This is a genomic window from Agrobacterium sp. A3-95 (assembly GCF_053521785.1).
This window is the reverse complement of record NZ_JBNWDR010000002.1, coordinates 169,559-194,826: the sequence shown is the minus strand read 5'-3', so window position 1 is coordinate 194,826 and position 25,268 is coordinate 169,559. Positions and strand designations below refer to the sequence as shown.

Below are 25,268 nucleotides of genomic sequence, written 5' to 3'. Positions count from 1 at the left end.
GTCCTCACATCAAAGCGGAGCGCCTGTCGGGCCCCAGTACCAGTAAGCGAAACCGAAAGCCGCCCCCAATACGATGAATTCAAATCCGGTCTCGCCGCTTGTCCAATAGATCACCATGGGAACGGCGACCGCGATCATCAGCGAGACCAGTTGGTGTAGTATCCTCACGCGGCGGATTATTCCGCCGCGACGCCCATGCGCATGCGCTCCATTTCCTCAAGCGCACGACGGTATTCGACCGGCATGACCTTTCGGAATTTCGGACGGAACTCGCTCCAGCGGTCGAGTATATCCTTGGCGCGTGCAGAGTTGGTGTAGTGGAAGTGATTGGAAATCAGCTGGTAGAGCCGCTCCTCGTCGTGACGTGTCATGTCCTCGGAGACGTCAACGCGTCCCTTGTGCATGAGGTCGCCACCGTGATGGTGCAGCTTCTCGAGCATGTCGTCCTCTTCCGGAACCGGCTCCAGCTCGACCATGGCCATGTTGCAGCGGGTGGCGAAATCGCCCTTCTCGTCGAGAACGTAAGCCACGCCACCGGACATGCCGGCTGCGAAGTTGCGGCCCGTCTCGCCGAGCACCACGACAATACCGCCCGTCATATATTCGCAACCGTGGTCGCCGACACCTTCGACAACCGCGACCGCGCCGGAGTTGCGCACTGCAAAGCGCTCACCCGCAACACCACGGAAATAGCACTCGCCGGTGATGGCGCCGTAAAGAACGGTGTTGCCGACAATGATCGAGTTTTCCGCGACGATACGGGTGTTTTCCGGCGGGCGCACGATGATGCGGCCACCCGAAAGACCCTTGCCGACATAGTCATTGCCGTCACCCACCAGATCGAAGGTGATGCCGCGAGCGAGAAACGCGCCGAAGGACTGACCGGCCGTGCCGCGCAGCGTCACGTGGATCGTATCGTCCTTCAGACCCTTATGGCCCCAGCGCTTGGCAAGCGCGCCTGACAGCATGGCACCGGCGGAACGGTCGACGTTCTTGATCGGCACTTCGAAAACGACAGGCTCGCGGTTTTCCAGCGACGGTAGCGACTTCTCGATCAGCTTGCGATCGAGAATATCGTCGATCGGGTGCTTCTGACGCTCGGTCCAGAAGGTTGCCTCCTTGGGAGCCTCTACCTTGTGGAAGATGCGGCTGAAATCCAGACCCTTGGCCTTCCAGTGCGCCAGCATCTCATCCTTTTCGAGGAGTTCGGAAGCGCCGATGATCTCGTCCAGCTTGGTAACGCCAAGCGAGGCGAGGATTTCGCGCACTTCTTCAGCCACGAAGAAGAAGTAGTTGATGACGTGTTCCGGCGTCCCCTTGAAGCGCTTGCGCAGAACAGGATCCTGCGTTGCGACGCCGACGGGGCAGGTGTTCAGATGGCACTTGCGCATCATGATGCAGCCCGCAGCAATCAGCGGCGCGGTGGCAAAGCCGAATTCATCCGCACCAAGCAGCGCGCCGATGATGACGTCGCGGCCGGTCTTCAGACCACCATCCACCTGCAGCGCTATGCGCGAACGAAGGCCGTTCAGCACCAGCGTCTGCTGGGTTTCGGCAAGGCCGATTTCCCAGGGCGAACCGGCATGCTTCAGCGACGTCAGCGGCGAAGCACCGGTGCCGCCATCGAAACCGGCGATGGTGATATGGTCGGCGCGCGCCTTGGCGACACCCGCCGCAACCGTGCCAACGCCCACTTCCGACACGAGCTTCACAGAAACATCTGCTTCCGGGTTGACGTTCTTCAGGTCGTAGATCAGCTGCGCCAGATCTTCGATGGAGTAGATATCGTGGTGTGGCGGCGGCGAAATGAGGCCGACGCCCGGAGTGGAGTGACGGGTCTTTGCAACCGTGGCATCCACCTTGTGGCCGGGCAGCTGGCCGCCTTCGCCGGGCTTGGCACCCTGCGCGACCTTGATCTGCAACATGTCGGCATTGACGAGATATTCCGTCGTCACACCAAAGCGGCCGGATGCGATCTGCTTGATGGCGGAACGCTCGGGGTTCGGCTTGCCGTTCAGAAGCGGCATGTAACGGTCGGATTCTTCGCCGCCTTCGCCGGTGTTGGACTTGCCACCGATGCGGTTCATCGCAATCGCAAGCGTCGTATGCGCCTCGCGGCTGATCGAGCCGAAGGACATGGCGCCCGTCGAGAACCGCTTGACGATATCGACCGCCGGTTCGACGTCGTCGATGGAAACCGGCTTGCGGCCGAGCGCTTCCGCCGATTTGACCTTGAACAGGCCGCGAATGGTGTTCATGCGCAGCGCCGTCTCATTCACCATGTCGGCAAATTCACGGTAGCGCTCCTGGCTGTTGCCGCGCACGGCGTGTTGCAGCGAGGCGACGGCATCCGGCGTCCAGGCGTGGCTTTCGCCGCGCATGCGATAGGCATACTCGCCGCCGATATCGAGCGTGTTGGCAAGGATCGGATCCTTGCCGAAAGCCGCCGTGTGGCGCGTTACGGTTTCTTCGGCAATCTCGGTCAGACCCACGCCCTCGATGGAGGTGGCGGTGCCGAAGAAATACTTCTCGACGAATTCCGACGACAGGCCGATGGCGTCGAAAATCTGCGCGCCGCAATAGGACTGGTAGGTGGAAATGCCCATTTTGGACATGACCTTGAGGATGCCCTTACCCACCGCCTTGATGTAGCGATAGACGACTTCGTCGTCCGACACTTCCTTCGGGAAGGCGCCGTGCTTGTGCATGTCGAGCAGCGTGTCGAAGGCGAGGTAGGGGTTGATGGCCTCCGCGCCATAGCCAGCGAGCAGACAGAAATGATGGATTTCGCGCGGTTCGCCGGTTTCAACGACGAGGCCGACCGAGGTGCGCAGACCCTTGCGGATCAGGTGGTGATGCACGGCAGCCGTCGCCAGCAGCGCGGGGATCGCAATCCGGTCCGGGCCGAGCTGACGGTCGGACAGAACGATGATGTTGTAACCACCACGAACAGCGGATTCAGCCCGCTCGCACAGGCGGTCGAGCATGTCAGGCATGCCTTCGGCGCCGCGCTCCACATCATAGGTGAAGTCGAGCGTCTTGGTATCGAAACGGTCTTCGGTGTGGCCGATGGAGCGGATCTTTTCCAGATCGCCATTGGTGAGGATCGGCTGGCGCACTTCCAGACGCTTGGCACGGGCCGCACCCTCGTGATCGAGAAGGTTCGGGCGTGGGCCAATGAACGAAACGAGGCTCATCACCAGTTCTTCGCGGATCGGATCGATCGGCGGGTTGGTGACCTGCGCGAAGTTCTGCTTGAAATAGGTGTAAAGCAGCTTGGACTTGTCCGACATGGCCGAAATCGGCGTATCGGTGCCCATCGAGCCGATGGCTTCCTGGCCCGTTGTTGCCATCGGCGACATCAGGAGCTTGGTATCTTCGCTGGTGTAACCGAAGGCCTGCTGGCGATCGAGCAACGACACGTCACGCCGCAGCGCCCGGGGCTCCACCGGCTTCAGATCCTCAAGAATGAGCTGGGTGCGGTCGAGCCAGGTGCGGTAGGGGTGCTTGGCAGCAAGCTCGTGCTTCACATCCTCGTCGGAAATGATCGAGCCCTTTTCCATGTCGATCAGCAGCATCTTGCCCGGCTGCAAGCGCCACTTCTTGATGATGCGTTCCTCCGGCACCGGCAGCGTGCCGGCTTCCGACGCCATGATGACGCGGTCGTCGTCGGTGACGAGATAGCGCGCCGGACGCAGACCGTTACGGTCGAGGGTTGCGCCGATCTGCTTGCCGTCGGTGAAGGCAACGGCGGCCGGGCCGTCCCACGGCTCCATAAGCGCGGCATGATATTCGTAGAAAGCCTTGCGTTCAGCCGACATGGACAGATTGCCCGACCAGGCTTCCGGGATCAGCATCATCACGGCATGGGCCATGGAGTAACCGCCGCGCACGAGGAATTCGAGCGCGTTGTCGAAGCAGGCGGTGTCCGACTGGCCTTCATAGGAAATCGGCCAGAGCTTGGAGATATCGTCACCGAACAGCGCCGACGAAACAGACGCCTGACGCGCCGCCATCCAGTTGACGTTGCCGCGCAGCGTGTTGATCTCGCCGTTATGGGCGACCATGCGATAGGGATGCGCGAGCTTCCAGGACGGGAAGGTGTTGGTGGAGAAACGCTGGTGCACCAGCGCAACCGCGGATTCGAAACGCGGGTCCGCCAGATCCTTGTAATAGGCTCCAACCTGATAGGCGAGGAACATGCCCTTGTAGACTATGGTGGAGGAGGACAGCGAGACTGGATAGAAATCCTGCGTTTCCTTACCGCCGCCCTCGTCGTAGATGCGGTTGGAGAGAACCTTGCGGATCAGGAACAGCTTGCGCTCGAAGTCATGATTGGTCGCGGCATCGCGGCCGGCGCCGATGAAAACCTGAACATGGTGCGGTTCGGTGCCGGCGATATCAGGTGCCTTGGAAAGGGAAGAATTATCGACTGGCACGTCGCGGAAGCCGAGGAACTGCTGTCCCTCCTCGCCGATCACGTCGACAATGACCTTCTTGTAGTGATCGATACGGGACGGATCGCGCGGCATGAAGATGTGGCCAACGGCATATTCGCCAGCTTTCGGCAGCGTCACACCCTGGCTCGCCATTTCCTCGCGGAAAAAGCGGTCGGGGATCTGCACGAGAATGCCCGCACCATCGCCCATCAGCGGATCAGCGCCGACAGCACCGCGATGCGTCAGGTTTTCGAGAATGAACAGGCCGTCCTTGACGATCTGGTGCGACTTCTGACCCTTCATATGGGCAACAAAGCCGACGCCGCAGGCATCGTGCTCATTGCGCGGATCGTAAAGACCCTGCTTTTCCGGCAGGCCGCCCGCGAAACGCCCCTTCGCAGAAACGGGTGCGGCCGCAGCCGCGGTGGGACAGTCTGTGGTCAGGGTTGCGGCGACGTTGTCTGCCTGCAGCTTGTTTGTCATTTTCGTCCCTCCTGCAAAATTACTTGCATGGTTTCATGCGAAGATCCGGCTCGACACGAATTTCGCTTTCCGAAAAATCCGCATTCAATCCGGCTCGATCAAATTTAGGACAGCAAAGCTGTCTCAATTCGAGAGAATTTTGGCAGAAACCCGCGGATTTAGCAAGGGTGCGAATCCAATTAGTCGCAGTGCCGATTTGCAGCGAAGTTTCGATACTGACCCATTGCGCGAAACTTTCTTGTCACAAAACGCTTCGGGCCGTTGCTTTCATTGCCGGATTTGCCAACCGCGAGGTTAGGTCCTAGAACTTTGCGGGTCATCGTCAACGCATTCCCAACACCAGCACAACAGCCATCGGAAAGCTTTCAGAGATGTTTTTTGCCTCAGACAATTGGGCCGGCGCCCACCCTGCCATCAACGAGCGCCTTTCGCGGGAATCCACCCGATTTGCGGCTGCCTATGGCACCAGCGCCCTCGACCTTTCCATAGAAAAGCGCTTCAATGAAATATTCGAACGCGAAGTGGCGGTGTTTTTCGTCGCCACAGGTACGGCGGCCAATTCTCTTTCGCTGGCAAGCATTGCCCGCCCCGGCGGCCTGACCTTCTGTCATTCCGAGGCCCATGTGATCGAGGATGAATGTGGAGCGCCGGATTTCTTCTCCGGCATGCGCATGGTTGCCGTCGAGGGACCGAACGGCAAAATGCTGCCGGAAAATCTGATCGAGCGCATTTCGCGCTATCCGCAGGACGCCGTTCATCACGGACGCGCCGCAGCGGTTACGATGACACAGGCAACCGAGGCCGGTACTGTCTATACGCTCGATGAAATCGACGCGATTGCCAAAATCGCCAAGGAGAACGGCCTGCCGCTGCATATGGACGGCGCGCGCTTTGCCAATGCGCTTGCCGCACTCGGCACCACGCCCGCCGAAATGACCTGGAAACGCGGCGTTGATGTGCTCTCTTTCGGTGGCACGAAAAACGGCTGCTGGTGCGCGGAAGCGATCGTGTTTTTCGACCCCGCGCTCGCCAAAGACTTCGCTTTCCTGCGCAAGCGCACCGCCCAGCTTTTTTCGAAGTCGCGCTTCATCGCCGCACAATTCGAAGCCTATCTGCAGGACGATCTCTGGTTGGGTCTCGCAAGCCACGCCAATGCCATGGCCAATCGGCTGCGCGCCGGCTTCGCCTCGCTTAACAGTGCCCGTCTGGCATGGCCGACCACTGCAAACGAGGTTTTCGCCATTCTGCCGAAGGCTGCCGCTGAAGCGGCAACGGAGAAAGGCGCGAAGTTCTACGACTGGCTGGTGCCCCGCGATATGCCGGAAAAGGTTGGAAAGGACGAGGTGCTGATCCGCATGGTCACCAGCTTCGCAACGACCGAGACTGATGTCGACGACTTCCTGTCGATCTGCGCCGCCGTCTGACAAAACATTCGGGGGCGCCGTGTCGTAACGGCGCCCTCAAACCTCCTGCAGCCGGTAGCCGACACCGGTTTCCGTGAGGATATAGCGCGGCTGATCCGGAGTTTTTTCGATCTTCTGGCGAAGCTGGCGTACATAAACGCGCAAATATTGCACGTCGGTCAACTCGTCCCACACATGCTCCAGCAGGAAACGGTGCGTCAGCACCTTGCCCGCATGCTGGACCAGGACCCGCAGAATATCATATTCCTTGGGCGAGAGTTTCACCTCCCGGTCCTCCACCTTGACGATGCGTCTGACGAGATCGACCGAAAGATCGCCGGTATGAAACACCGGTCTCTCACCCTGGCTCTGAAGGCGATGGCGCAGAGCGACACGAATGCGGGCAACAAGCTCGTTCATGCCGAAAGGCTTGGTGATGTAATCGTCGGCACCCAGCTCCAGTGCCTTGACGATACCCGCCTCGTCAGTGCGGCTGGAAAGAATGATGACGGGTAGGGAAAGTCCCTCGCCCCGCCATTTCTCCAGAAGCTCGTGTCCCGACATATCCGGAAGACCGAGATCAAGGACCACGAGATCGGGCTTGTCCTCGTTCATCAACTCCATCGCGACGCGGGCATTCATCGCCTCGCTGACCGCATAGTCCTGCGTCGAGAGACCGACCCGCAAAAGTTTGCGGATCGGCGGTTCATCGTCGACGATCAGAATGCGAACGGCGGAATTGGTCATTGCCGATCTCCTTCAGCCCTAGTCATGGTTCAGCACCGGCACTTCGGCGGGAACGGGCAGGCTTATGGTAAATTGCGCGCCCGTGCGACCTGATCTGTTTTCAGCGCGAATAGATCCACCCATGGCCTCGATAAACCCCTTGCAGATGGATAGCCCGAGGCCGGTCCCGGCCTGCACATGATCCGCCTTGCGCACACGGTAGAAACTGTCGAACACCCGCTCGGTATCATCAGGGGGAATACCCGGCCCCTCGTCGGCAACGGACAGGAAGACATGCCTGCCCTGCCGCCATCCGCGAATCTGGATTACGGTTCGTTCGGGCGCGTATTTGGCGGCATTGTCGATCAGATTGAACAGAACCTGCTCAAAAAGCACCGGATCGACCTTCAGCATCGGCAGATCGGAGGGAATGTCCAGAACGATCTCGTGCCTGACAGCGATTTTCGCCGCGCGTGAAAGCGCTGTTCCGACCATATCGCCAACAAAATGCAATCCGTAATTCGGCTCCATCGCGCCCGAACCGATCCTCGTCATATCGAGCAGGTTGGAAATGAAGCGGTTCAGCCGTTCGGATTCCTCGACGATGGTTAGAAGCAGTTCGGTGCGCGCCTCGAGCGGAATGTCGTCGGCGAAATCCTTCAGCGTTCCGGCGGAACCCAGAATGGCGGCGAGCGGCGTTTTCAGGTCGTGGGAGATGGAGGTCAAAAGCGCGGTGCGCAGCCGGTCGGTTTCCGCCGCAAGCCTTGCCCGATCGACATCCGAAACCAGCTGGATGCGCTCGATGGCAAGTGCCGCCTGATCCGCCAGCGCATCGAAAAGCCGCTGCTGCTCAGGTGTGAAAAGCGGGCCAAGCCGGTCGTCGTCCAGCCCCACCACCCCGACGGCGCCGCTGCCGGTGCGCAGCGGCAGATAAAGGCGTTTGGCACCCGGGAGCGTATCGGCGCCCCGGCCTGCAGCCTTGTTATGTTCCCAGGCCCAGTGAGCGGCCGCAATGTCCGCATCCACGAGCGTGTCATCGGGCGGATAGCCCGCCTTGACGGTGATCGAATTGTTTTCGGGCAGAAGCAGGACGACCCTGACTTTCAGCATCGACGCCATCTGGAACGCGGTTGCCCACAATACGTCATCCAGCGTGCCGGTAACCGCGAGTTTTTTGGAAAAAAGGTACAAATCTTCCGTGGTTCGCGCACGCATCCGTGCAGCTGCGGCCTGCCGCTGCACCGCCGCAGTCAGATTTGAGGCGACAAGCGCCACACCGAGATAGAACAGCAGCGCCACAACGCTTTCGGGATCGCGGACAGTCAGGGTATAACGCGGTTCAAGAAAGAAAAAATTGAACGCAAAGGCACCAAGCAGGGAAGCATAAAGGCCAGGCCCCAGCCCTCCGCGCACGGCTGCCGCAAAAACCGCCATCAGGAACACCAGCGCCAGATTTTGAACATCAAGGGCTTGGTCAAGCACGATGCCGGCCACGATTGCCAGTCCGACAAAGAGGGTACTGTTGAGATAGGGCAGTATCGAAAACCGCGATTGAGCCGTTGCCGGTTTCACGGTCTGGACCGGCTTCTCCGCGTTTTTGTCGCCGGAAATGACATGCACGCTGATATCGCCGGCATGGTCTATCAAATCATGCGTCAGCGAACGCTGCAGAATTCTCTGCCACCACGACCTTCTGGGACGGCCGATGATGATGTGGGTGAAGTTATTGGCGTTGGCATAGGATATGATTTCATGCGTCAGGTCGAGCGCCGGCAGGGTTACTGTCTCGCCGCCCAACTGCTGCGCGAGCCGCATGGTGCCGGCCAGCCGATCCTTCTCTGCCTCCGACAATTGCTGAGAGCGAGGCGTGTCCAGATGCAGTGCCGTCCACGGCGCGCGCAGGCGATCGGCCTGCCTTCGGGCATAACGCACCAGACCGGGGCCGTTGCCGCCGTGGTCCAGACAGACCAGAACACGGTCTCCCGCAGCCCACGGCCCGGAGATGGCGTGCGACTGCATGTGGTTGAGCAATTGCTCGTCCACCCGCTGCGCTGTGCGCCGCAGCGCAAGCTCGCGCAGGGCCGTCAGATTGCCGCGCGAAAAATAGTTCTCGATGGCGCGCCGCGCGGTGCGGGGCATATAGACCTTGCCGTCCTGCAGGCGCTTGATCAGATCGTCGGGGGTGATATCGATGATCTCAACATCGTCAGCCCGGTCAATGATGCTGTCCGGCACCGTTTCGCGCACGCGGATACGGGTGATCTGCGCCACCACATCGTTCAGGCTTTCCACATGCTGAATGTTCAATGTCGTATAGACATCGATGCCCTGCGCGAGAATTTCCTGAACATCCATATAGCGCTTGGGATGCCGGCTGCCGGCCGCATTGGTGTGGGCCAGCTCATCGACCAGAACCAGCGCCGGTCGACGGGCGAGAATGGCGTCGAGATCCATCTCGTTCAGCGACTGGCCGCGATAATCAATGTTCCGGCGCGCAATGATCTCGAAACCCTGCACAAGTGTTTCGGTTTCCTTGCGGCCATGCGTTTCCACGACACCGATAATGGTATCGACACCATCTGCGAGTTTTGCCCGGCCAGACATCAGCATTTCATAGGTCTTGCCGACACCGGGAGCTGCGCCCAGAAAAATCTTCAGCCGCCCTCGCGCCTCGCGCCGGGCGTTTTCAAGCAGCGCATCCGGCGATGGTCTGCTCGGCATATCACGATTATCGTCAGGCATTTAACCCACCAGTGGACAAGCTATGGCTTCCAAAGAAGCCATAGCCATTTCAGTTCATGAGCCGGCTGCGTCAAGAGCCATGTTGAGAGCCAGCACATTTACAACGGGCTCGCCCATGAAGCCCAATTCAGGCGCCTCCACATGGGCGTCGACGACGGCGCGCAGTGACGCTTCGTTCATGCCCCTTGCCTTGGCGACACGCGAGACCTGAAAATAGGCGGCCTCAGGCGACACATGCGGGTCAAGACCGCTGCCCGATGCCGTCACCAGATCAATGGGAACCTCGGCTGCCGAATTTTCGGCTTTAGCAGCCTCGTAGTCCTGCTTCACCCGGCCGATAAGCTTTGCGCTCGTCGGTCCCAGGTTGGAGCCGGAAGACGACGCGGCATTGTAGCCGTCGCCGGCAGCCGACGGCCTGCCGTGGAAATATTTCTCGCCGGTGAAGGCCTGCCCGATCAATTGCGACCCGACAACAGTCCCATTCTTCTCGATCAGACTGCCATTTGCCTGGAAGGGAAAGATAGCCTGTGCGAGGCCCGTCATTCCAAGAGGATAGGCAAGGCCGGTGATTGCGGTGGTGGCAAGGATCAGCACCAGTGCGGGACGTAGCTGTTTCAACATTTCCATACTCCTCAGGCGAGACCAAGCGCCGTAATGGCGAGGTCGATGGCCTTGATGCCGATGAAGGGCACGATGATGCCGCCCAGACCATAGATGACCAGATTGCGCGACAGCAGCGCCCCGGCCCCGATCGGGCGGTATTTGACGCCCTTCAGCGAGAGCGGGATGAGCGCGATGATGATGAGCGCGTTGAAGATGATGGCAGACAGGATCGCACTTTGCGGTGTCGAAAGACCCATGACATTCAGCACGCCAAGCTGCGGATAGAAGGCCAGGAACATTGCCGGGATGATGGCGAAATATTTGGCGATGTCGTTGGCGATGGAGAATGTGGTGAGCGCGCCGCGCGTCATCAGCAATTGCTTGCCGATTTCGACGATTTCGATGAGCTTGGTCGGATCGCTGTCGAGATCGACCATGTTGCCAGCCTCGCGCGCTGCGACCGTGCCTGTGTTCATGGCGACACCCACATCGGCCTGCGCCAGTGCGGGCGCATCGTTCGTGCCGTCACCGCACATGGCGACGAGCTTGCCCTTGGCCTGTTCCTCGCGGATAAGCTCCAGCTTGTTTTCCGGGGTCGCCTGGGCGAGGAAATCGTCCACCCCTGCTTCCGCCGCGATGGCAGCGGCCGTCATGGGATTGTCGCCGGTGATCATCACCGTGCGGATGCCCATGCGGCGAAGTTCGGCGAAACGCTCGCGAATTCCGCCCTTGACGATATCCTTCAGCTGCACGACGCCGAGCAGCTTTCCGTCGCGCACGACGGCAAGCGGTGTGCCGCCTGTCTTGGCTATCTCTTCCGCGATCGTGCGGATGTCACGCGTTACATCCGTTTCGGTTTTAACGGCAAGCGCCGTATTGCCTTGCTGCGTAACACCGCCATCGACATAGGAAAGAACGGCATCGACAGCCCCCTTGCGAATGGAAGAGCCTTCGAAATCCACACCGCTCATGCGGGTCTGGGCGGTGAAGGGCACGAAAGTGGCGTGCAGTTTCTGCATGTCGCGGGCACGGATGCCGTATTTTTCCTTGGCGAGAACGACGATGGAACGGCCTTCCGGCGTTTCGTCGGCAAGCGATGCAAGCTGCGCCGCATCGGCCAGTTCCTGTTCGGAAACACCGGTGACGGGGCGGAATTCGGTTGCCTGGCGGTTGCCGAGCGTTATCGTGCCGGTCTTGTCGAGCAGCAGCGTGTCGACGTCGCCGGCGGCTTCCACCGCGCGGCCGGACATGGCAAGCACGTTGAAACGCACCAGCCTGTCCATGCCGGCAATGCCGATCGCCGACAAGAGAGCGCCGATGGTCGTCGGGATGAGCGTCACGAACAGCGCCACCAGCACGATGATCGGGATGGAGCCACCGGCATAGGCCGCAAAGCTCGGAATGGTCGCGGTGGCCAGAACGAAGATGAGCGTCATGCCCGCAAGCAGAATGTTGAGCGCGATTTCGTTCGGCGTCTTCTGGCGCTCGGCGCCTTCAACGAGCGAAATCATCCGGTCGAGGAAGGTGGAGCCGGCAGCAGCGGTGATGCGAACCCTTATCCAGTCCGACAGCACCTGCGTACCACCGGTGACAGCCGAGCGATCGCCGCCGGATTCGCGGATAACAGGGGCGGATTCGCCCGTTATTGCCGCTTCATTGACTGAGGCAACACCTTCAATGACTTCACCGTCGGACGGAATGATGTCGCCAGCCTCGACAAGAACGACATCGTTCACCTTGAGGCCAGCGCCGGCTACCATCGTGTATTGGCTACGATCATCACCGGTCAGAAGTTTCGCCTGGGTTTCCGTGCGGGTTTTCCGCAGCGAATCCGCCTGCGCCTTGCCGCGCCCTTCGGCTACGGCCTCGGCAAAATTGGCGAAGAGAACGGTGAACCAAAGCCACAGATTGATCTGGAAGGAAAAGCCGAGATTTGCATTGCCGATGATGAGATCGCGAACGAACAGCACGGTAGTCAGCACCGATACCGTTGCCACGACAAACATGACCGGATTGCGCGCAAGCGTGCGCGGATTGAGCTTTTTGAATGCGTCGGCAATTGCCGGAACGAGAATGCGAGAATCAAGGATGCTCGCTTGTTTGGACTGGCTCATGAAGAGACTCCAGCGTTTGAAACAGGGCGACCGATGAGGGTCGATCAGCCCGTGAGAACTTCGAGAGCGCAGACGGCGGCGAACAGAGCCGCCATCATTGCAAGAATGAGATTGGATGCGCACCAGCCGCCCGGGCCGGCGCTCCCGCGAACAGGAGCGCCAGTGCGGACAGGAAGGGTGCGGTTACGTCGGGGAGTATCCTTCGTCATGGCACCACCTCAAAATACCTGGCCGGCGGCCATGACCAGATGTTCCACGACCGGACCAAGCGCCAGGGCCGGCAGGAAGGTGAGGCCACCGACGACCACGATCGTGCCGACGAGCAGACCGACGAAGAGCGGGCCGTCCGTGGGGAAGGTGCCGGCTGATGCCGGAACGGTCTTTTTGGTAACCAGCGAGCCGGCAATCGCCAACGCCGGGATGATCACCAGAAAACGTCCCATCAACATGCCAAAACCAAGCGTGATGTTGTACCAGGTCGTGTTGCCCGTGAGGCCGCCGAAGGCAGAGCCGTTATTGGCAGCAGCCGAGGTATAGGCATAAAGAATCTCGGAGAACCCGTGCGGTCCGGCTGTGCCGACCGACGCGACCGCCGAGGGCAGGATGGTGGCGGTGGCTGTGAAAACCAGCATGGCGAGCGGCAGGCAGAGAATGGCCAGAACCGCCATCTTCATCTCCTTGGCCTCTATCTTCTTGCCGAGATACTCCGGCGTGCGCCCGACCATCAGCCCCGCCACGAAAATGGCGATGATGATGAAGAGAAGAATGCCATAGAAACCCGCGCCAACGCCGCCGACGATTACCTCACCCAGTTGCATGTTGATGAGCGGAATGAGACCACCGAGCGCCGTGAAGCTACCATGCATGGCGTTGACCGCACCGCAGGAGGCAGCGGTGGTGATGACCGCAAAGAGCGACGAGAGTACCACGCCGAAGCGAGCTTCCTTGCCTTCCATGTTGCTTCCGGCAAGGCCGAAGCTGTGCATCAGCGGATTTCCGGCTGCTTCCGCCCAATAGGTCACTGCAACACCGGCGATGAACAGAACACCCATGGCAGCAAGGATTGCCCAGCCCTGACGGGTGTTGCCGACCATACGGCCGAAGACGTTGGTGAAGGCAGCACCGATCGCGAAGATCGACACCATCTGGATCATGTTGGAGATGGCATCAGGGTTTTCGAACGGATGCGCGGAATTGGCATTGAAGAAACCGCCGCCATTGGTGCCGAGCATCTTGATCGCCAGCTGCGACGCTACCGGGCCGACTGCGATCGTCTGCCGCGCGCCTTCAAGCGTCTGGGCACCGACATAAGCGCCAAGCGTCTGCGGCACGCCGAGCCATACGTAAACCAGGGTCAGCACGATACAGGCAGGCAGCAGGATGTAGAGCGTCGAGCGCACCATATCCACCCAGAAATTGCCGATGGCCTTGCCGGAAGCGCGCGCGAAGGCGCGGATTAGCCCGATTGCAATCGCCATGCCCGTCGCGGCAGAAACAAAGTTCTGCACGGTGAAACCAGCCATCTGGGTCAGATAGGACATGGTGCTTTCGCCACCATAATTCTGCCAGTTGGTATTGGTGACGAAGCTGACTGCCGTGTTGAAAGACAGTTCCGGCCCGACTGCTGCCATTCCTTCCGGATTATATGGCAACATACCCTGAAAGCGCATCAGGGCGTAGAGCAGGGCAAAACCGAAGAGGTTGAAGAGGAGCATGGAAAACGCATAGGTCGTCCAGTGCTGTTCTTCGCGCTCACTTGTCCCGGCAAGGGCATAAAGGCCGCGCTCGACGGGTGCGAGAACCGGCGAAAGCAGGGTGCGTTCGCCATTGAAGACTCGCGCCATATAGAAGCCGAGAGGCTTCACCAGCGCGACAACGATCCCGCAGAAAAGCAGGATCTGAAACCATCCATTGAGGGTCATGGTATTGAACTTTCAATAGCCGCCGCTTCCCGATCAGAAGCGTTCGGGGCGAATGAGAGCATAGGTGAGGTAGGCGGCGATAAAGACGGTGACGGCACCGCTCAAAACATAATCGAATAACATCTCGACCTCCGCCTAAAGCCGGTCGCAGGCGCGCGTATAGGCAAAGCAGAGCGCGAAAAACACCGTGGCTGCACCGATCAGAATAACGTCCATCATCGATGGGACTCCTTTTTTAACCGAGGAGCCGGACAGGAAGAAAAGCGCCGTCATGTGGGACGTCGCTTTTCATTCTTTCTGGCTGGGAAGAAACACCATCCCTTCCCGCACAGAAGAATGCACCCGAACCGCATAAAGGTTCGAGACGGCCGCAGATGGAATAAAATAGGAATCCCATAGGAATTTCGATGCTCGCCAATGCGGGCCTTGCAGCCGCTGCTTAAGAGAGCGAGCCGTCTTTGAACGCGGAAACGATCTTTTCCGCCGGGCTGTTGGCGGCAATCAACGCCACAAGCAGTATACGCGCCTGTCCGGGGCGCAGCGTTGACGAATGGATGGCACCGGCCGCGACCAGATCGTGACCACCGCCGCCACCGCCGTAACTCGCCACCAGCAGTCCTTCCGGGACCCTGCTGGAGACGACGACGGGAACGCCTCGCTCGGCACAGCGCTTCACCGCCACAGCGATGCCCGGATTGGCGTTGCCGGAGCCAAGTGCGGCAAGCACGATCCCATCCGCACCGGCCTGCAGGCTTGCCTCGATATGGGCGGCATCACAACCGGGATAAATGGCAACGATATCAACCCGCAGATCGGCGAGGGGCGCAGCAAGCTCCAGCGCTGCGGCATGGGCCGCCGGCCGCGCAGAGCGGAACGCATCCGCCGCATCCGCGCTCAGCTTGTATAGCCCCCATGCCGGCAGACATCTGCCGCCGAAGGATAAAAGCACGCCGCGTTCGGCATTCGTCTGATCAAGCGCCGTTTCTATGGCCGCGGCCAGATTGGACGGCCCGTCCGCATTCGGATGGTCGGCCGTAAACTGTGCGCCGGTGAAGACAACCGGCTTGGTGATGGCATGCTGCAAATGCACGAGCAGCGAGGATTCTTCCATCGCATCGGTTCCATGCAGAACGACGACACCGGTGACAGCGGGATCATTGAGCTCCACGCCTACCGCATCGCTGATGCGCTGCATGTCGGCCAATGTCAGGCTGGAGGAATCCTTCGCCATCAGATCGACCGGCTTCAGCCTCGCGTTGATTTGCGGAACCAGTGCAAGCAAGTCTTCACCCGAAAGGCTTGGTGTGCTGGCGCCATCGGCGCCGCGCCTGCTTGCGATGGTACCACCGGTGGCGATGACCGCCACCAGTGGAGCTTCACCATGCCCGCTCAATGCGATGCTCCCGCACCTGCACGTTCGCCGGCCAGACGGTGGATACGGTCACGCAGCATATACCAGCCGATGACCAGCGCCGGGATGATGACCAGCAGCGAAGCGATGGTCCACGAGCCGACAGGGTAATCAAAAGCCATCAGCACCAGCACGCCGAACAGGAAGACGAGTGTGAGAATGCCAGTGTAAGGCGCACCGAACATGCGGAAATCCGGGCGAGCCAGTTCGCCGCGCCTGGAAAGCTGCCACAGCTTGAGCTGGCAGAGCACGATGACGGCCCATGCGCAGATGATGCCGAGCGCCGACAGGTTGAGTGCAATTTCGAAGGCCGCAGCTGGCACGACGGCGTTCAGCGCCACACCGAGAACGGTGACGGCGGCGGTCACCGCAATACCGCCATAGGGCACGCCAGCCTTGTTCATCTTTGCCAGCGCTGCCGGCGCCGATCCAGAGACCGCCATCGAATGAAGAATCCGGCCGGTAGAATAAAGTCCGGCATTGAGCGAAGACAACACGGCGGTTAGCACCACAAGGTTCATGATCACATCCGCACCCTGAACACCGATGGAACCGAAGAAGGTAACGAAGGGGCTCTCGCCAGCCTTATAGGCGGTATAAGGCAGAAGCAGCGTGAACAGCAATACCGAGCCGACATAAAACACCACGAGGCGCAGCACCACGGCGCGGATGGCGCGGGGCATGACTTTGCGAGGGTCTTCGGTTTCCCCTGCCGCCGTGCCGATCAGTTCGATCGAGGCGTAAGCGAACACTACCCCCTGAATGATGACGAAGGCAGGAAGAATGCCGTTCGGGAAGAAGCCGCCATTGTCGGTGATAATGCTGAAGCCTGTCACATGCCCTTCAATGGGCGTGCCAAAGATGACGAAATAGACGCCAACGACGAGGAAGATCGCAAGCGCCAGCACCTTGATCAGGCTGAACCAGAACTCAAGCTCGCCAAAAACCTTCACCGACAGCATGTTCATCGCCAGCACAACCAGAAGTGCCGTCAACGCAAACACCCATTGGTCGATGCCCGCCAGCCAGGGGACGTAGTGCTTGAAGAAGTTCATATAGAGCGCAACGGCGGTCACATCGGCCACCGAGGTCATTGCCCAGTTCAACCAATACATCCAGCCGGCAAAGAAAGCCATCTTCTCGCCATAGAACTCGCGGGCATAGGACACGAACGAGCCGGAACTCGGGCGATGCATGATAAGTTCGCCAAGTGCACGCAGCACCAGAAACGCAAAGAAGCCGCAAAGCGCATAAACAAACACCAGCGCCGGACCGGCCTGCGCCAGCCGTCCACCGGCGCCCAGGAACAGCCCGGTGCCAATTGCGCCACCAATCGCGATCATCTGGATCTGACGCGGTTTAAGTGCCTTGTGGTATCCGAGGTCTTCTTCCGTGAAGACCTCGCGTTCGGCAGGTGCCGTTTTTACAGATTTCATTGATATTTCTCCTCCCAATGAATTTGCTTTGCAGTCGGCGATACGCCGGAAATCAAAATTGGAACTGGCATGCTCGGCGCTGGATACAGCGCCAGCAAGCTCATGCATCGCTGTAAAGCTGCATGACAGATTTTTGCCCTCATAATTGCAGAGAATGCCGTTCGTCAAGGGGATCGAAGCATTATTGACCTTCGTACGGCGAAGGATTAAGGTCGAAAAATCTGTAAGACAGCTTTACAGATTTTGGTAACGCTTTGAGCTATTGGAGGAAAAAGTGGGCGTGACGCGCATGGAGCATGATTTGCTCGGAACGAAGGAAATTCCGGCAGATGTTTATTGGGGCGTGCACACGGCACGCGCGGTGGAGAACTTTCAGATCACCGGCGTAACGATCGGCCACAACCCCTATCTCGTCAGGGGACTTGCCTATGTGAAGGAGGCCGCCGCCCTCGCCAATCACGAGCTTGGCTTGCTTGACCAGGAGCGGATGGAAGCAATCGTCAGAGCCTGCCGCGAAATTCGTGAGGGTGCGCTTCACGAGCAGTTCGTTGTGGATGAAATTCAGGGCGGTGCTGGCACTTCCACCAACATGAACGCCAACGAGGTCATCGCCAACCGGGCACTTGAACTGCTCGGCCACGCGAAAGGCGATTATGCCCACCTTCACCCCAACGACCACGTCAATCTCAGCCAGTCCACCAACGATGCTTATCCGACGGCGGTCAATGTAGGAATGATCGAAGCGATCGACGATCTCGCGGCTTCGATGGGTGTGCTGAAAGACGCGTTCGATCGCAAGGCACAGGAGTTTTCCGGCTTCATCAAGCTGGGACGGACGCAATTGCAGGATGCCGTGCCGATGACGCTCGGTCAGGAGTTCCGCACTTTCGTGGTGATGCTGGGCGAGGATCAGGCCCGCCTCATCGAATCCGCAGCCCTGCTGCACGAGATCAATCTCGGCGCCACCGCCATCGGCACCGGGCTCAATGCACCGCGCGGTTATGCGGCGCTTGCCTGCCAGCATCTGGCGCGGTTGACCGGACGCCCGCTGGTGACGGCCGCCGACCTGATCGAAGCGACGCAGGACCCCGGCGCATTTGTGCATCTGTCCGGCGTGTTGAAACGTGTCGCCGTCAAACTGTCAAAAACCTGCAACGACCTTCGCCTGCTCTCTTCCGGCCCGCGCGCCGGCATCGGCGAAATCACCCTGCCCTCCGTTCAGGCGGGGTCCAGCATCATGCCGGGCAAGATCAATCCGGTCATTCCCGAAATGGTCAATCAGGTGGCTTATGCGGTAATCGGCAACGACATCACCATCACAATGGCCGCCGAAGCCGGGCAGCTACAGCTGAACGCCTTCGAGCCGATCATGGTGCGTGCCCTTTCCCAGAGCATCAGCCAGCTGAGCGCCGCTTGCCGGACTTTGGCGGCACGTTGTGTCGATGGCATCGTCGCCAATCCCGCCATCATGGCACAGCGTGTGGAGGAATCGATCGGTCTCGCAACCGCGCTTAACCCGCTGATCGGATACTATGCAGCAACTGACGTCGCAAGGGAGGCGCTGGCCAGCGGCCGCACCGTCCCGCAGGTGGTGCTGGAGCGCGGCTATCTGACGGAGGCGCAACTTCATCAGGCACTGAGCCCCCGCCACCTCGCCAACCTACCCGCGCTTACGGGTGTCGAGCCCGATCTTCTCCAATAATGGTCGTTACCACCTGCTTCACCTGACCCAGGTGAAGCTCCATCGCTTCGCGCGCATCGGGGGACGAACCCCGCCGGATCGCCTCGACGATCCGGCGGTGCTCCAAATTCGATGCAACGCGCCGGCCAGCCATCAGGTTGACCATCTCGGACTGTTGGGAAAGAGCCTCGCGCGCATCGGCCACAACCTTGGCAAACAGTGCATTGGACGAGGCTTCCGCAATGGCGCAATGAAATTGCCCGTCCAGCAGCACCCACGGATGCGGCCTTTCCTCAGCCTCCATCCTGTCGCAGAGTTCGAGCAGGGTCTCTAGTTGGGCATCCGTGCGCCGTAGCGCCGCCCAACCGGCCGCCGGCACCTCAATGAAGGGGCGTGCCTCGATCAGGTCACGGGCGGAATATGCTCCGTAACTCAATTCAGCAGGCGGTGTGGCGGTCATTACATAGGTGCCGCTACCCGTGCGCGTCTGCGTCAACCCCAGAGTCTGGAGAGATCGCAACGCCTCGCGCACGATCGGCCGGCTGACACCATATCTTTCCGCCAGATGGGCTTCGGAGGGCAGCCGGGTTCCGACCACGAGCTGACCAGAGGTGATGGCCGAACGGATATCTTCGAACACCACTTCTGCGGCATTCTTGCGATTGATCGGCTTTGCGTCCGCAAGCCAATCCGACAACCCGCCCATCCTTGAACCCTCCGGCACCCTTGGTCTGTCAACGACGCAGAAGCAAACGCTTATCTATTGAAGGACAGCGCCGCTCCCGCAGCTAAGCCGATCTTCCTAACACTATCTGCGCCGAAGGAACAACGATGGCGGGCACATTTGCAGAATTTAAGCGGGACAGTGGCTTTGCCGGCGCCACACCCTCGCGATCACGAGGGTGTGGCTGTCTCACAGGAAATTACGTCTTGATTTCCTGTGCTTCCTGTTTGTCATGCTCGCGCGGAATGCGGAACCACGCGACATAGAGTGCCGGAAGGAACAGCAGCGTGAGCGCCGTGCCAACCACGATGCCGCCCATCATGGCATAGGCCATCGGACCCCAGAATATCTCCCGAGATATGGGGATGAGGGCAAGTGTTGCCGCCGCAGCCGTCAGCATGATCGGTCGCATGCGATGCTCGGTCGCCTCGATGACGGCGCGCCAGGCCGAGACCCCCTCGCTTCTGAGATGTTCGATCTGAACGACGAGAATGACCGAGTTTCGGATCAGAATACCGATCAGTGCCAATATGCCGAGAATGGCGACGAAACCCATCGGCGCGTTGGAGAGCAGCAGCGCTGCCACCACGCCGATCAGCGCCGTCGGAGCAACGGCAAAGACAAGAAACAGCCGGCTGAAGCTCTGCAACTGAACCATAAGGATCGTTGCCATCGCAAACAGCATCAGAGGCACCACGGCTACGATTGGCGCCTGCGAATCCGCGCTGGATTCCACCGAGCCTCCTATTTCCACCTTGTACCCCACGGGGAGCGACTTTTCGAAAGCCTCGAGTTTCGGCTTCAACTGCTCCACGATCGTCGCCGGCTGCGTCGGGCCGATGATGGCAGCCTTGACCGTGACTGTCGGAATTCTGTCGCGACGCCAGATGGTCGGCTGTTCCAGCTCGTAGCGGAAATTGGCGATTGCCGACAGCGGCACGGCCTTGCCGTTCGTGGCCGGCAATTGCAGGTTCTGCAATGTTTCGATGGAGCCGCGCTCCGCCAGCTGCGCACGCGCCACCACATTGACGAGGTAGATATCATCCCTGACCTGCGTCACGGTGGAACCCTCGACAATGCTGTTCATTGCATTGGCGATGTCTTCCGAAGAGACGCCGAGCTGGCGGGCCTTGTCCTGCAAAACGTCGACCTTGACCACCCGCGTCGGCTCATTCCAGTCCATGACCATGTTGGACAGCAGCCGATGCTCGCCGACGATGCCCGCCAGCTGCTGGCCTAGTTCGCGGACATGCTGGATATCCGGGCCGCTCAAGCGATATTGCACCGGCTTTCCGACCGGAGGGCCGATGTCGAGCAATTTCACGAAGGCGTCGGTGCCGGTAAACGTCCGGTTCAGATAGTCCTGCAACTCAGCGCGCACCTTGTCGCGCACATCAAGCCCCTTGGTGACGATGATTGTCTGGCCGAAGGTGACATCAGGCGTCTGCACGTCAAAGGAGAGGATGAAACGTGGTGCGCCTTCACCGACATAGGTCGTCCAGTGGTCGATGTCAGGGTTTTTCGCCAGCGCTTCCTGCTCGAACTGTGCCATCTGCCGGTTGGTTTCGGCAATCGAGCTGTTCTGTGGCAGGTTCCAGTCTACGATCAGTTCCACACGGTCGGAGGCCGGGAAGAACTGCTGCTGCACGAGGCTCATGCCACCAACTGAAAGGGCAAACAACGCAACCGTGAGGATGATCGTTACCCAGCGAAAGCGCAGCGCCCGGGCTAGAAGCCAGGAAAAGCCAGAGGCAAAACGGCCCTTCTTCTCATGGTGCGATTTCATCGTCTTGGGCAACATCGCCACGCCAAGCAGTGGCGTGAACACAACCGCGACAATCCACGATACGATCAGCGAAACGGCGATCACCACGAACAGGGTGAATGTGAACTCACCCGCCGCGCTGTTGTTGAGGCCGACGGGAATGAAGCCGGCAACGGTGACCAGCGTACCGGTCAGCATCGGGAAGGCGGTCGAAGTATAAACATAGGTCGCCGCTTTTCTGAGATCATCGCCGACCTCGAGGCGTGCGACCATCATCTCGACAGCAATCATAGCATCGTCGACGAGAAGCCCGAGCGCGATGATAAGCGCGCCGAGAGAGATGCGTTGCAGCGAAATGCCGGTATATTCCATATAGACGAACGTGATCGCCAGCACGAGCGGTATGGAGACCGCAACCACCATGCCCGCCCGCAATCCGAGGCTGATGAAGCTGATGACGAGAACGATTGCAATTGCCTCGAACAGCGCCGAAGTGAAGCCGGAGACCGCCTCATCGACCACGGCCGGCTGATCGGACACGCGGTGCACATCGACGCCAACAGGCAGATCCGCCACGATACGCTTCATCTGTGCATCCAGCTCCTCGCCGAAATGTACGAGGTTCGCACCGGTTTTCATGCCTATGGCAAGACCGATGGCCGGTTGCCCGTTAAAGCGGAACAGCGAAGACGGCGGATCGACATAACCGCGCCGGATCGTCGCCACTTCCGTCAGCGGGAAGAACCGGTTGTTGACGCGCAGATTGATGGCGCGAAGGCTGTCTTCCGAGGTGAACTGGCCGCTGACACGCAGCGCAACACGTTCCGGCCCGGCATTGACGAAGCCGGACTGGGTGACAGCATTCTGGGCTTGCAGCGTCTTGATAATCGATTGCTGATCGATGCCCAGCGCTGCGATCTGCCGCGTGGAAAACTCCAGATAGATCGCCTCGTCTTGCGCGCCGATGACATCAACCTTGCCGATATTGTCGACAGTCAGAACCTTGGCACGCGCGTCCTCCACCAGATCGCGCAATTGCCGCTGGCTGAGACCGTCGCTGGTGAAGGCGTAGATATTGCCATAAACATCGCCGAAACGGTCGTTGAAGAACGGGCCGACAACGCCCGAGGGGAAGTCGCCCTTGATGTCGCCGATCATGTTGCGCACGCGCACCCAGGTGGGTTCGACATTCTTGGCTTTGGTTTCCGGCACGAGTTCCACGAAAATCGTCGTCTTGCCAGCGACTGTCTGGCTGCGCAGATAGTCGAGATTGTCGAGTTCCTCGAGCTTCTTCTCGATCCTGTCGGTCACCTGCCTGGCCACTTCCTCCGCGGAAGCGCCGGGCCATTGCGCGCTGATCACCATTGTCTTGATGGTGAAATTCGGATCTTCCTCACGTCCGAGGTTGAGATAGGAGAAAACACCGGCAAGAACGAAGACCAGCATGAAGTACCAGACGAGCGAACGGTGCTCGAGCGCCCAGTCGGAAAGATTGAATTTCTTCACTGATGGACCTCCTGATCGATCCTGATGGCTTGACCATCCTTAAGCTTGTGAACGCCGGCACTGGCGACACGTTCGCCGGGCTTGACGCCGCCGGTGATGCGCACACTGCCGCCTTCAGCGGGCTCGCCCTCTATTTTGACCGGGCGCGAGGTGACCGTGGCCGTATCGGTATTGACGATCCAGACACTCCAACCGTCTTCGGTTTTCAGCAGGGCCGACGAGGGGAGCATGATCTGCGATTCGGAGGCGGCAATTGCTGAGGCCGTGACGACCGAGCCGAGCCGGAATGTCGGCGGCGCATCCTGAAGGCTGATTTTCGTGCGGCGCGTGCGTGTTGCGGTTTCGGCTTCTGGGGCAATCTCACGCACCACGCCGGTGGTGCGTATCTTTGGGTCCAGTTGCAGGGCGATATCGAAGGTCGATCCGATATCAAGTCGCTGCGCCGCAAATTGCGGAACATCGACCACAACATCCCGCACTTCCGGGCGGGCAATGGTCACGACCGTCTGTCCGGCAGAGACGACCTGGCCAATTTCACCGGATGTCGCAGTCACCACGCCGTCAAATTCCGCGTGTAGCTGCGTATAGCCCAGTTGCTCCTCGGCCTTATCAAGATTTGCACGGGCTTTGGCGACGGCGGCATTGGCCGTTCGCGTGGCCTGCTCGGCCTCTTCAAGTGCTGCTTCCGTGCCGCTGCGGGCCTCGGCCAGCACGCGCTGACGCTGCTCGGTCGTCACCGCATTGGCCAGTTGCGCTTCGGCGTTGGACAGATCGGATTGGGCGCTCTTTACCGAAAGTTCCAGCGCGAGCGGATCGATCGAGGCCACCACATCGCCTTTCTTGACCAGATCGGCCACATCGACATTGCGGGCAATGATCCGGCCGAGAACACGAAAGCCGAGATCGGTCTGAATTCTCGATTCCACCGTGCCGGTCAGCCGCAGCGCATCGGCGCGCGTCTCCCCTACGACAACGGAGAGCACCGGGCGCGGCGCCTCAGCGGGCGCTTCCTGCTTTTCCTGGCAGGACGAGACCGCAATCGCCGGAAGCAGCAAAAACAAGCTTCTGTTTATCCTGAACATTATTGTGCCTGCCCCTTTTCATAGGCGACCTTTTCACCGGTGCGGAGAAATTTGGTCCCGCTGGTCACGACGAGATCGCCGGGAAGAAGTCCTTCCGCCACGACGAATTGACCCGTCTCATAGTCGGAGACCTCAACCCGGCGCATGGCGATTTCCGAGGACTGCGCATCGACCACCCAGACGGCGGGAAGGCCGTTCTGCGATGCCATTGCCGACCAGGGAAGCTCAATCGCCTCCACCTGCTTGAAGCGGAAATGACCCGATACCGGTGCTCCGAGCGGCATGGTCATATCGCCGTTCAGGCCAACCTTGACCCGGATCGTCCCATTGTCGGGATCGATCGTCGGGGAAATCTCCCGCACCGGTCCCTCGACAGCGCGGGCGGGATCCGACAGGAGGCTGACATTGACGAGATTGTCGATATCGCGCTCGAGGAACAGGGATTCGTAGACATCAAATACCGCATCGCGCGGCCCGTCATGCGCCAGCGTGAAAACGAGCTGAGCGGCCTGCGCCACCTGACCGACTTCGACATTGCGCGCGGTGATCACACCATCCGCATCGGCCCTGAGTTCGGTGTAGGAAAGCGCATCGCGCGCCGTATCCAGCTGGGCCTGCGCCGATCTGACGGCGCCTTGTGTGGTGAGCAGGGTTTCCTGCGCCTTGTCGACCGCGGAGCGCGAAGTCACCTGCGTCTTGAAAAGACTTTGCTGGCGATCGAATGCCAACTGCGCCTGCGTCATCTGCGCTTCGGCAGATTGCAGGTTGGCCACCGCAACGTCGATATCCGCCTTTTGCTCTTCCGGGTCGATGCGAGCAAGCAATTGCCCGGCCTTTACCGGGGTACCCACATCCACCAGCCGCTCGGTGATCTTGCCGCTCACCCGAAAGGAAAGGTCCGTCTGGACCCGTGCCCTTACTTCACCGGTGATGACGCTGCCACGGCCGACGGGCTTTTTCGCTGCCGCAACCACATCGACGACACGCAACGGCTTTTCAGCAGGCGGCTCTTCGTTGCTGCAGGACGACAGGGCGAAAATGCCGCCGACCGCCATTGCTAAAAGAATGCTTTTCATGGTGACCTCTTGATCTTCGCCTCACCCTATAATATTTGACTGACTGAATAGTCAATGAAATTCTTGTGTCGCCGATCGGGAACCGTCCGGACTTCAAACCGGGCTCCCCGAATGATCATTACGAATTGCCCGGCGCGTCCTCTCGGACGCATCGG

The 25,268-nt window shown here is 59.8% G+C and carries 18 protein-coding genes; 2 read left to right on the top strand and 16 right to left on the bottom strand.

Translation table 11 applies throughout. The features are described from left to right. Positions 1-9 precede the first annotated feature (9 nt). Together ACQZ5Y_RS06375 and gltB are read right to left on the bottom strand one after the other, a co-directional pair. A complete protein-coding gene (locus tag ACQZ5Y_RS06375; protein ID WP_155846257.1) occupies positions 10-168 on the bottom strand; it encodes a hypothetical protein in 159 nt (52 codons plus the stop codon). An 8-nt stretch (positions 169-176) separates the two neighbouring features. Next, positions 177-4,922, bottom strand: coding sequence for a glutamate synthase large subunit (gene gltB, locus ACQZ5Y_RS06370; RefSeq protein WP_003511466.1), 4,746 nt, complete (start codon positions 4,920-4,922; stop codon positions 177-179). Positions 4,923-5,293: 371 nt separating this feature from the next. Between gltB and ACQZ5Y_RS06365 the strand changes: the two genes are divergently transcribed. Then, a complete protein-coding gene (locus tag ACQZ5Y_RS06365; RefSeq protein ID WP_038494281.1) occupies positions 5,294-6,346 on the top strand; it encodes a threonine aldolase family protein in 1,053 nt (350 codons plus the stop codon). Between the two features lie 36 nt (positions 6,347-6,382). On the opposite strand, the gene ACQZ5Y_RS06360 is transcribed toward ACQZ5Y_RS06365, so the two are convergent. The 10 genes from ACQZ5Y_RS06360 to ACQZ5Y_RS06315 all read right to left on the bottom strand — a co-directional run bounded on the left by ACQZ5Y_RS06360 (position 6,383) and on the right by ACQZ5Y_RS06315 (position 17,279). Beyond that, on the bottom strand, positions 6,383-7,072 hold the full coding sequence (locus ACQZ5Y_RS06360) for a response regulator transcription factor (protein ID WP_025595366.1): 690 nt from the start codon (positions 7,070-7,072) through the stop codon (positions 6,383-6,385). Between the two features lie 18 nt (positions 7,073-7,090). Continuing rightward, entirely contained in the window at positions 7,091-9,793 is a 2,703-nt protein-coding gene (locus ACQZ5Y_RS06355; protein ID WP_174060115.1) for a DUF4118 domain-containing protein, read from the bottom strand. 54 nt (positions 9,794-9,847) lie between these two features. Next, on the bottom strand, positions 9,848-10,414 hold the full coding sequence (kdpC, locus tag ACQZ5Y_RS06350) for a potassium-transporting ATPase subunit KdpC (RefSeq protein ID WP_174060116.1): 567 nt from the start codon (positions 10,412-10,414) through the stop codon (positions 9,848-9,850). Positions 10,415-10,425: 11 nt separating this feature from the next. Next, complete coding sequence (gene kdpB / locus ACQZ5Y_RS06345) at positions 10,426-12,510, bottom strand: potassium-transporting ATPase subunit KdpB (RefSeq protein WP_035199695.1); 2,085 nt, start codon at positions 12,508-12,510, stop codon at positions 10,426-10,428. A 44-nt stretch (positions 12,511-12,554) separates the two neighbouring features. Then, positions 12,555-12,719 carry a hypothetical protein gene (locus tag ACQZ5Y_RS06340; RefSeq protein WP_173994119.1) on the bottom strand — a complete coding sequence of 55 codons (165 nt, stop codon included), beginning with the start codon at positions 12,717-12,719 and terminating at the stop codon, positions 12,555-12,557. A gap of 9 nt (positions 12,720-12,728) precedes the next feature. Further along, on the bottom strand, positions 12,729-14,432 hold the full coding sequence (gene kdpA, locus ACQZ5Y_RS06335) for a potassium-transporting ATPase subunit KdpA (protein WP_174060117.1): 1,704 nt from the start codon (positions 14,430-14,432) through the stop codon (positions 12,729-12,731). A 33-nt stretch (positions 14,433-14,465) separates the two neighbouring features. Then, positions 14,466-14,555, bottom strand: a complete 90-nt coding sequence (kdpF, locus tag ACQZ5Y_RS06330; RefSeq protein WP_003511473.1) for a K(+)-transporting ATPase subunit F — start codon at positions 14,553-14,555, stop codon at positions 14,466-14,468. Between the two features lie 12 nt (positions 14,556-14,567). Next, entirely contained in the window at positions 14,568-14,705 is a 138-nt protein-coding gene (locus ACQZ5Y_RS06325; protein ID WP_003497749.1) for a hypothetical protein, read from the bottom strand. Between the two features lie 166 nt (positions 14,706-14,871). Then, positions 14,872-15,825, bottom strand: coding sequence for an asparaginase (locus ACQZ5Y_RS06320; protein ID WP_174060118.1), 954 nt, complete (start codon positions 15,823-15,825; stop codon positions 14,872-14,874). Then, a complete protein-coding gene (locus ACQZ5Y_RS06315) occupies positions 15,822-17,279 on the bottom strand; it encodes an amino acid permease (RefSeq protein WP_019564934.1) in 1,458 nt (485 codons plus the stop codon). Before ACQZ5Y_RS06315 ends, ACQZ5Y_RS06320 begins: the two co-directional genes overlap by 4 nt. A 289-nt stretch (positions 17,280-17,568) precedes the next feature. Here ACQZ5Y_RS06315 and ACQZ5Y_RS06310 point away from each other — a divergent pair, with 289 nt between their 5' ends. Continuing rightward, entirely contained in the window at positions 17,569-18,981 is a 1,413-nt protein-coding gene (locus tag ACQZ5Y_RS06310; RefSeq protein ID WP_174060184.1) for an aspartate ammonia-lyase, read from the top strand. Here ACQZ5Y_RS06310 and ACQZ5Y_RS06305 read toward each other — a convergent pair. The 4 genes from ACQZ5Y_RS06305 to ACQZ5Y_RS06290 form a co-directional block, all read right to left on the bottom strand. Beyond that, on the bottom strand, positions 18,950-19,666 hold the full coding sequence (locus ACQZ5Y_RS06305) for a FadR/GntR family transcriptional regulator (protein ID WP_019564936.1): 717 nt from the start codon (positions 19,664-19,666) through the stop codon (positions 18,950-18,952). The two genes, ACQZ5Y_RS06310 and ACQZ5Y_RS06305, sit on opposite strands and share 32 nt — an antisense overlap. Positions 19,667-19,883: 217 nt before the next feature. Next, positions 19,884-22,955: an efflux RND transporter permease subunit gene (locus ACQZ5Y_RS06300; RefSeq protein ID WP_174060119.1), complete on the bottom strand. Its 3,072-nt coding sequence runs from the start codon at positions 22,953-22,955 to the stop codon at positions 19,884-19,886. Continuing rightward, positions 22,952-24,037 carry an efflux RND transporter periplasmic adaptor subunit gene (locus tag ACQZ5Y_RS06295; RefSeq protein ID WP_019564938.1) on the bottom strand — a complete coding sequence of 362 codons (1,086 nt, stop codon included), beginning with the start codon at positions 24,035-24,037 and terminating at the stop codon, positions 22,952-22,954. The genes ACQZ5Y_RS06300 and ACQZ5Y_RS06295 overlap by 4 nt, the downstream gene beginning before the upstream one ends. Then, positions 24,037-25,113, bottom strand: coding sequence for an efflux RND transporter periplasmic adaptor subunit (locus ACQZ5Y_RS06290; RefSeq protein WP_025595357.1), 1,077 nt, complete (start codon positions 25,111-25,113; stop codon positions 24,037-24,039). The genes ACQZ5Y_RS06295 and ACQZ5Y_RS06290 overlap by 1 nt, the downstream gene beginning before the upstream one ends. Between the last annotated feature and the right edge of the window lie 155 nt (positions 25,114-25,268).

Coding starts and splice junctions, on each gene's coding strand:
- gltB (WP_003511466.1), bottom strand. CDS start 4,922: ATGACAAACAAGCTGCAGGCAGACAACGTCGCCGCAACCCTGACCACA.
- ACQZ5Y_RS06365 (WP_038494281.1), top strand. CDS start 5,294: ATGTTTTTTGCCTCAGACAATTGGGCCGGCGCCCACCCTGCCATCAAC.
- ACQZ5Y_RS06360 (WP_025595366.1), bottom strand. CDS start 7,072: ATGACCAATTCCGCCGTTCGCATTCTGATCGTCGACGATGAACCGCCG.
- ACQZ5Y_RS06355 (WP_174060115.1), bottom strand. CDS start 9,793: ATGCCTGACGATAATCGTGATATGCCGAGCAGACCATCGCCGGATGCG.
- kdpC (WP_174060116.1), bottom strand. CDS start 10,414: ATGTTGAAACAGCTACGTCCCGCACTGGTGCTGATCCTTGCCACCACC.
- kdpB (WP_035199695.1), bottom strand. CDS start 12,510: ATGAGCCAGTCCAAACAAGCGAGCATCCTTGATTCTCGCATTCTCGTT.
- ACQZ5Y_RS06340 (WP_173994119.1), bottom strand. CDS start 12,719: ATGACGAAGGATACTCCCCGACGTAACCGCACCCTTCCTGTCCGCACT.
- kdpA (WP_174060117.1), bottom strand. CDS start 14,432: ATGACCCTCAATGGATGGTTTCAGATCCTGCTTTTCTGCGGGATCGTT.
- kdpF (WP_003511473.1), bottom strand. CDS start 14,555: ATGTTATTCGATTATGTTTTGAGCGGTGCCGTCACCGTCTTTATCGCC.
- ACQZ5Y_RS06325 (WP_003497749.1), bottom strand. CDS start 14,705: ATGACGGCGCTTTTCTTCCTGTCCGGCTCCTCGGTTAAAAAAGGAGTC.
- ACQZ5Y_RS06315 (WP_019564934.1), bottom strand. CDS start 17,279: ATGAAATCTGTAAAAACGGCACCTGCCGAACGCGAGGTCTTCACGGAA.
- ACQZ5Y_RS06310 (WP_174060184.1), top strand. CDS start 17,569: ATGGAGCATGATTTGCTCGGAACGAAGGAAATTCCGGCAGATGTTTAT.
- ACQZ5Y_RS06305 (WP_019564936.1), bottom strand. CDS start 19,666: ATGGGCGGGTTGTCGGATTGGCTTGCGGACGCAAAGCCGATCAATCGC.
- ACQZ5Y_RS06295 (WP_019564938.1), bottom strand. CDS start 24,037: ATGTTCAGGATAAACAGAAGCTTGTTTTTGCTGCTTCCGGCGATTGCG.
- ACQZ5Y_RS06290 (WP_025595357.1), bottom strand. CDS start 25,113: ATGAAAAGCATTCTTTTAGCAATGGCGGTCGGCGGCATTTTCGCCCTG.